Source organism: Arhodomonas sp. KWT, from assembly GCF_010993615.1.
In genome coordinates this window covers 25114-32318 of record NZ_WNXE01000022.1, presented here as the reverse complement: position 1 = coordinate 32318, position 7205 = coordinate 25114, and the positions used below count along the sequence as shown (strand labels likewise).

Genomic DNA, 7205 nt, shown 5'->3' with positions numbered 1-7205 from the left:
TGTAGCTCAACTGGATAGAGCACCTGACTACGGATCAGGAGGTTGGGGGTTCGAATCCTCCCGGGCGCGCCATATAGCAAGGGCTCCAGAGATGGGGCCCTTTCTTTTTGTATTGCCGGTGTCGGGCGATGGCCGGCCTTCCGCCGTCGTGCGCCGTCCCGGTAACCCCCTTTCCCTTGGCCCGCCCCGGGCATGTTCCCCGTCGGCGCCGCCTGTCGGCGTGCGCGATATCGTTCGCCGACAGCGTGCAGCCGTCATACTGGCCTGATGGGGTGGTGCGATACAGCCAGTCCGTTATCCGTGCGTCATCCCGGCTGCGCCGGCAGTGGGGCGGACGGGCCCCGTGGGGCAACGTCTGCAGAGTGTCTGACGCCGGTCTGAACCGGGAGCGCTGACATCCGGAGGTGGCCACCAATAGGGGGCAAGGGGGCGCATCTGATCAAGTACCCGACGAAAATGATCAGGTTGGTGACGCAAGGCCCCCTGACAATGGATCTGGCGTCGCAATACGCCGGTCCTGACTGACCGATAATAGGGGCCCTCATAGAGAAGGGCGCCACAGACGGAAAGAGGAAAAGTATGCATCGCGTCCGCTGTTGTATCCAGTATTTGTGTCTGGCTGTTTGCCTGGTCTCTTCAGTGGCAGTAGCCAAGAATTCATCCGAAATCCGTTTCGGCGTTCCCACCTGGCCCGGGGTTACCGTGAAAAGCGAGGTCGCTTCCCAGCTCATCGAGGTGATCGGCTATTCCACGATGCAGACAAATGCCAGTCCCGCTTTCTGCATTAACGCACTCAAGAATGATGATCTCGACATCTATCTGGGCGGCTGGATTCCCGCCGAAACGAACCTGATACGCCCTGCGGAGAAAGAGGGAACGGTCGAGGTTCTGACCACGAATATTGCGGGTGCGCACAACGCGATCGCTGTCCCGAAATACGTCTGGGACGCCGGCGTGCGAACCGAGGCGGATCTCGACAAGTATGCCGAGAAATTCGATCATAAAATTTACGGTATTGAGCCCGGAAGTGGCTTTAATTCGAATGTCCAGGACGCCATCAACAACGATCGCCACGGTCTGGGCGATTGGGAGCTGGTCGCCTCCAGCACCAGCGCCATGCTGAGTCAGGTTGGGCGCGCGATCGAGAACAAGGAATGGGTCGTTTTCCTCGGTTGGGAACCCCACTGGATGAACATCACCTACGATATCCGCTATCCCGCGGCCGTGGGCGAATCGAAGATCGCGCCGGCGACCAGCGATGTCCTTACCGTCGTGAATCCGAAACTGGCCGACCGGAGCCCCGAGGTGGTCAAGTTCCTCAACCAGTACGTCGTTGACAAGGACGATCAGTCGAAGTGGGTGCTTGAATACGCGAAGAAGGACCGGGAGCCCTCCGAGGTCGCCTCGGCGTGGATCGCATCCAACCTCGACACCGTCGGGGAGTGGCTCGAGGGCGTGAAAACGGTCGATGGCGGCTCGGCCATGGCGGCCGTGCGCGAGCACTACGCCGACTGACGCGCGAACCTGGGCCGTGCCCGGTATTCCGGCACATGACGCCGGAATGCCGGGCGTTGATCGCGTGCTGCGCGGACTACTACCGCGGCTCCGGTGTCCGGATTTCCGGGCCCCATTTCTCCATACTCCTTCCCGTGTTCGCCCGTGGAATCGCGTTATCCGGCTCCGCCTGACGCGGGTGTGTGCACTGCGCCGGGCGTTGCGTCCGTGTGTTCACCGGGGCCGTCCCGGTCGCGCCGGGACCTCCCGCAACAGGGGCGGGGAGGGGGACGCGCAGCCCGTCAACGACTCGACTGTAGCGGCAGGGCACGGAACTGGAACGGGACCCGGCCCGCCACGCGGTCCTCCCTGGGGCTGATGCGGAAGCGTCTCCGGTAGGCGCGCGAGAAGTGCTCGACGCTCGAGAACCCACATGCCATTGCGATCTCGATAACGCTCATTTCGGTCTGTGTCACGAATGCCCGCCCGCGGTCGAGCCGCATGTCCCGGTAGTACTGCACCGCGGACTGTCTGGTGTAGCGCTGGAACAGCCGGGTCAGGTGGCGCTGGGATATACCGACACGTGCCGCGATATCCGGCACGGACAACGGGGTCTCCAGGTTTTCCTCCATTAACAGGATGGCATCGCGGATGCCCTGGGACGGGGTGTTCCCGAGGGGCTCGTGCGCCGGGTGGTTCTGGCGCTCGTGCGTTGTGCGAATTCGCTGATGAAAAATATAACGCGCGGCCGCATTGGTGAGTGCGTACCCGTGCTGCGCGCCGATAATATGAAGAGCCAGGTCGATCGAGGCTGTTCCGCCGGACGTGGACAGGATGTTCCCGTCCATGACGAATAGATTGTCACTCGCCGTAACCTGTGGGTTCACCTCCATGAGGGAATCGAGGTGCTCATAATGCGTCGTTGCCGAATGGTTTTTCAGCTGTCCCGCGTGAGCAAGGATGAATGCGCCGGTGTCGATTGCGCACAGCGGAATGCCGCGTCGACCCCAGCGTTTTATGCTTTTTATCAGCGTGGCGTCGTCGTAATGCTGCTCCGGTGTCCAGCTCGATGATATGACGGCGAGATCGAGGCACTTCTCATCAATGTCCGGAATGGGACGGGTGTCGATCATCATTCCATTGCTGGCACGCAGTAGCCCGCCGTCACTGGAGAAAAGATCCCAGTGATAGAGCGTTTCATTGTCGAGATAGTTGGCCGCCCGCAGTGGATCGATGAACGCGGTGGTCCCCATCGCGTTGAAATCGTTCGTTACCACGATTGCTATTTCGTAGGTCATTAATGCCGCTTCCGGTCGCTCGTGCTGCGGGCGCCGTATCCATGGCGGATTTCCTCAAGAAGAAGGCGAGTCTCGCAATACGCTAACACACGGAGTCGGCCACTCTTGCGCCGGTTGATGCAACGTGACGGACCAGGTGACCGCCAACGGCCACCGTCATGGGGCACGCTGACACGCGATCCCGGTATGACACGGGCAGGCACGCAGGCCTCTGCCGCCAGTCCGTGGGCCGGCCGTGTCGGCTGGGGCCCCTGACGACCGCGGGATTGAGGGGATGACCTTCCGGACATCGGTAGTCCGGCGGTGGACGATGTACCGGGCCTGGCCAATCAAGGAGTAATGCATGGCGAACGATGCAATAGACCAACGACTTTCCAGGGTGTACGGGAGTGGTTCCCGGGAAGAGCTTGCGGCCATTTATCGCGATTGGGCCGAGACCTACGAGGACGATCTGACGGGCGCGGGCTATTCGCACCCGGTGGTCTGCCTCCCGTTGATCACGCGCTATGTCGCGTCGGGCGACACCCCGCTCCTTGATGCCGGCTGCGGGACCGGCATGATCGGCCCGTGGCTGCGGCAACTCGGCTACTCCCATGTGGAGGGCCTCGACGCCTCGGACGACATGCTGGAGGTTGCCGGCAGGAAGGAGGCCTATGCGGTGCTGCGCAAGGCGTTTCTCGGCGAGGACATCCCGTTCGCGGATGACGGTTTCGGGGCGGCTGTCTGCATGGGCGTGTTCACCCGGGGCCACGTGGGTCCCGAGGGCCTCGACGACCTCGTTCGGGTGGTCCGGCCCAACGGCGTGATCGTGTTCACGGTGAACGAGGCGATGTTCGAGCGCGACGGGTTCCGCGACCGGATCGAAAAGCTTGTTGAAGCCGGTACCTGCACGGAGATCGAGACTGTCGGTCCGTATGTCCCGACGCCCGGGGAGTCCGCCGAGGATCCGACGTACTGCCGAGCGATTGTGCTCCGCGTTCACTGAGTCTGGTGCGGGCGCCGGCGACGATGGTGCCGGAAGGCTTCCGCCTGGCTGACCCCCGGTCCGGCAGCCATCGTCGCGCCGGTGCGGCATGATCGATGGCACGGGGAGGCCGGGGGCCGGTGCTTCGGGCGCCATACCGGCCCCACGGTGCCCCGCTGCCGCTTGTCATCCGCCTCGCGGCGGTGGATCCCCGGTGCTGCGGGAAGGTGGTGGCGCTCAGACCCGGCCGGGCCGCAGGTAGACGAACCAGTAGGCCAGCGCGACGAGCACGCCGCCTCCCATGACGTTGCCCAGTGTCACCGGGAGCAGCACCCGGAGGAACCCGCCGGGCGTGATCGCGGGCGGCGCCTGCGGCACCATGGTCCAGAAGCCGGGCTCGGCGAGGACACCGATGAAGGCGGCGCAGGGCAGGTAGAACATCACCGCCACGGCGTGTTCCAGGCCGAGCGCATAGAAGGCCGCGACCGGCGGGATCAGGGCCAGGATCCGGTCCGTGGTCGAGCGTGCGCTGTAGGTCAGCCAGACCCCGAGACACAGGAGCGTGTTGCCCAGGATCCCGAGGAACAGGGCCTCGACGAAGCCGAGGGCATTCAGCCGGGCCGCGGATTCGAGGAGCGAGGTGCCCACGGCGCCGGCGGACTCGGCATGCTGTCCGGCGACGATAAGCATGCCACCGGTGGCGGCGGCCCCGATGAAGTTGCCGACGAACACGATACCCCACGCACGCAGCAGCCACCCGGTCGGCAGCCGCCCGTGTGCCCACGCCATGACCATGAGGTTGTTGGTGGTGAACAGCTCGGCACCGCCAACGATCGCGAGCACGTAGGCGAGGGAAAAGGCCAGTCCGCCCAGCATGTTACCGAGCCCGATCGGGAATTCGCCGTCGAAACCGGCGGACACCGAGGCCGCAAACGTCGCGCCGAACGCGATATAGGCACCCGCCATCGCCGCCAGCGCCAGCAGGCTCAGTCCGTCCTGTTCGGCCTTCTCCGCGCCCGCGCGTTCCGCGCGCTTGGCCATGTCCTTCGGCAGGACCGCGTCCATCACCCCGAAGCGTTCGGCGTCGTCGTCCCTGTCCCCTTTCATGCTCCCTCCGACGGCGCTCGTATCAAGTCTTGCGCGTATTTGATCAGATCCGGCCGGCGCGCGCCGAGCCCGTGGGGCCACGCCGGCGGCTCGCGGCTCACCGTACCGTGAGCACCAGCGGCGGCGAGCGCTCCGGTCGGTAGGGGAGGCGGACCTGGAAGACGTGGCGGCCGCCGTCCAGGGGCCACAGAAACGGCTCGTCGGCGCGCTGCACCACCTGCGGGCGGCCGTCCACGTACCACACGACCTGCATCCCCCGGGGCTCGGCGTCCACCGTCAGGCGCAGGCGGTTCAGATCGTCCGGTGTCTCCGGGTTGCGGATGACCGTGGTACCGGGCGGCGGCGAGCTGATCCGCAACGTCGCCGACGCCTGCCGTGCGGTCGTTCGGGCCAGTGCCGTTACCGTGTCGGCGGACGTGGTGTTTCCAGCGGCCGTGGGCACCCACTCCGTCAGCTTACGGGGACACTGGCTGGCGGACCTCGACGGGCGGGCACTGCACAGCGACTCGCGTCGGTAGTGCACGGGTGCCGGGAACGGCTCAGGGCGGTCGGCTGTGCCCGGCAGCCGGTAGAGGCCGGTCAGCACGTCGTGGGCGAGGCCGGCCGGGCCGGACGCGCCGCTGACTCCCTTCATGGGGCCGCCGTCGGCGCGCCCCATCCACACGCCGACGATGTAGTCCCGGGTATAGACGACGTTCCAGGCGTCGGCGTAGCTCTGGCTGGTGCCGGTCTTGGTGGCGACGGGGAAGTCGTACTCCTGGTAGCCCATGCGCGAGAACACCGGCAGTCGGGCCATCGGGTCCGAGAGGAAGGCGGTGACCAGCCGTGTCGCGTCCGCGCCGAGCACACGCTTGCCGGGCGCGGTGGGCTGCGCCGCGTGCCAGCGCAGCGGGCGGTAGAGGCCGTCGTTGGCCAGTGCGCCGTAGGCGGCGACGACGTCGCGCAGGCGCACCGGCAGCGTGCCGATGGCGAGGCCGATGCCGTAGTGCCGCGACGGCCGGCGGTCGGCGTGCAGGCCCAGGCGCTCCAGGTGGGCGTAGGTGGTCTCCAGCCCGACGGTGCGCACCAGGTTGGTGGCCGGGACGTTGCGGGAGTTGGCCAGGGCGCGGCGGGGCAGCATGGGGCCGAGGTAGGTCCGGTCCGAATTGTCGATGCCGGCGGACAGGCCGCGCCGGTCCCAGAGCACCGTGTCCGGGCGGATGACGCCCCGGTCCAGGGCCAGGGCGTAGACGAAGGGCTTGAGTACCGAGCCCGGCGAGCGCCGGACCGCGGTGTAGTCGAGGGCCCCGGCGTCCTCGTCGAAGAAGCCGGCGGAGCCCACCAGCGCCCGCACCGCCATGTCGTCGCGGTCGACGACGAGGATGGCGGCGTGCTGCACGCCCCGGGGTGCCAGGCGGGACAGCCAGCGGTGGAGGTGACGGTTCGCCATCCGCTGGGCGTTCAGGTCGAGCGTCGCGGCGATCGTGCGCGAGGATGTCTCCGGCAGCGGCGCGATCCGGTCCGCCAGCGCCATGATGGCGTGCATCGCCATGGCTGGTCGTGGCGGCCGTCGGTGTACGTGGAGGGCGCCGATCTGGCGCCGGGCGAGGTCGAGCTGGCCGGCATCGATCACGCCCATCTCCGCCAGGGCGTCGAGGATGCGCCGGCCCCGGGCCGCTGCGCGGCGGCGGCCGTCGTGGGTGAGCGGGTCGAGGCGTTCCGGTGCGTGGGGGATACCCGAGAGGAAGGCGATCTCCGCCCAGCTGAGGTCCGCGGCCGGCTTGTCCAGGTAGACGCGCGCGGCGTGGGCGATGCCGTGACTGCCATTGCCGAAGGGCACCAGCCGGAGATACTGCCGGAGCACCGCGTCCCGGCCGTGGCGCAGGGTCATGAACACCGCGGTGACGGCCTCCATTGCCTTGTTCGGGAGTGTCCGCGGGGCGGGATTCTGCATCCGCGCGACCTGCATGGCGATGGTGGAGGCGCCGGAGACGACGCGCCCGCTGCGCAGGTTCTGCCACAGGGCACGGGCGACAGCGACCGGGTCCACTCCGGGGTGGTAGCGGAAACGCCGATCCTCCAGGGCGACGGTGGCCGCGGCGATGCGCGGCGGGACGTCCGCGAGCGGCCAGTAGCCGTAGCGGCCGGGCTCCGGGCCGCCGACCTCCGCGAGGTAGTGTCCGTACCGGTCGGTTACCAGGTGGCTGGCGGCGGGGGCCTTCAGCGCGGAGCGCTTCCAAGCCGTGTGCAGGACGCCGCCAAGCAGCACCACGACGGCGAGCAGTAGCACCGTGTACAGGACCCGCCGGTGCGCGAATGCCCGGCCGGAGCGTCCCGCCAATGCCCGTGCCGTCGTTCTCACG

5 protein-coding genes are annotated in these 7205 nt (G+C 67.0%); 2 read left to right on the top strand and 3 right to left on the bottom strand.

What is annotated here, in order from left to right:
- The first annotated feature begins 639 nt into the window (after positions 1 to 639).
- The gene (locus G7A99_RS06385) at positions 640 to 1515 is read left to right on the top strand and encodes an ABC transporter substrate-binding protein (RefSeq protein ID WP_240466139.1); all 876 of its coding nucleotides are present in this window, start codon (positions 640 to 642) and stop codon (positions 1513 to 1515) included.
- 281 nt (positions 1516 to 1796) lie between these two features.
- Here the strand turns inward: G7A99_RS06385 and G7A99_RS06380 are convergent, their stop codons facing one another.
- A complete protein-coding gene (locus G7A99_RS06380) occupies positions 1797 to 2792 on the bottom strand; it encodes a GlxA family transcriptional regulator (protein ID WP_163139244.1) in 996 nt (331 codons plus the stop codon).
- Positions 2793 to 3135: 343 nt separating this feature from the next.
- On the opposite strand from G7A99_RS06380, the gene G7A99_RS06375 reads away from it, so the two are divergent.
- On the top strand, positions 3136 to 3777 hold the full coding sequence (locus G7A99_RS06375; RefSeq protein ID WP_018717069.1) for a class I SAM-dependent methyltransferase: 642 nt from the start codon (positions 3136 to 3138) through the stop codon (positions 3775 to 3777).
- 216 nt (positions 3778 to 3993) lie between these two features.
- Here the strand turns inward: G7A99_RS06375 and G7A99_RS06370 are convergent, their stop codons facing one another.
- Positions 3994 to 4863: a formate/nitrite transporter family protein gene (locus G7A99_RS06370; RefSeq protein WP_018717068.1), complete on the bottom strand. Its 870-nt coding sequence runs from the start codon at positions 4861 to 4863 to the stop codon at positions 3994 to 3996.
- Between the two features lie 97 nt (positions 4864 to 4960).
- On the bottom strand, positions 4961 to 7204 hold the full coding sequence (locus G7A99_RS06365) for a transglycosylase domain-containing protein (RefSeq protein ID WP_163139243.1): 2244 nt from the start codon (positions 7202 to 7204) through the stop codon (positions 4961 to 4963).
- Position 7205: the final 1 nt, after the last annotated feature.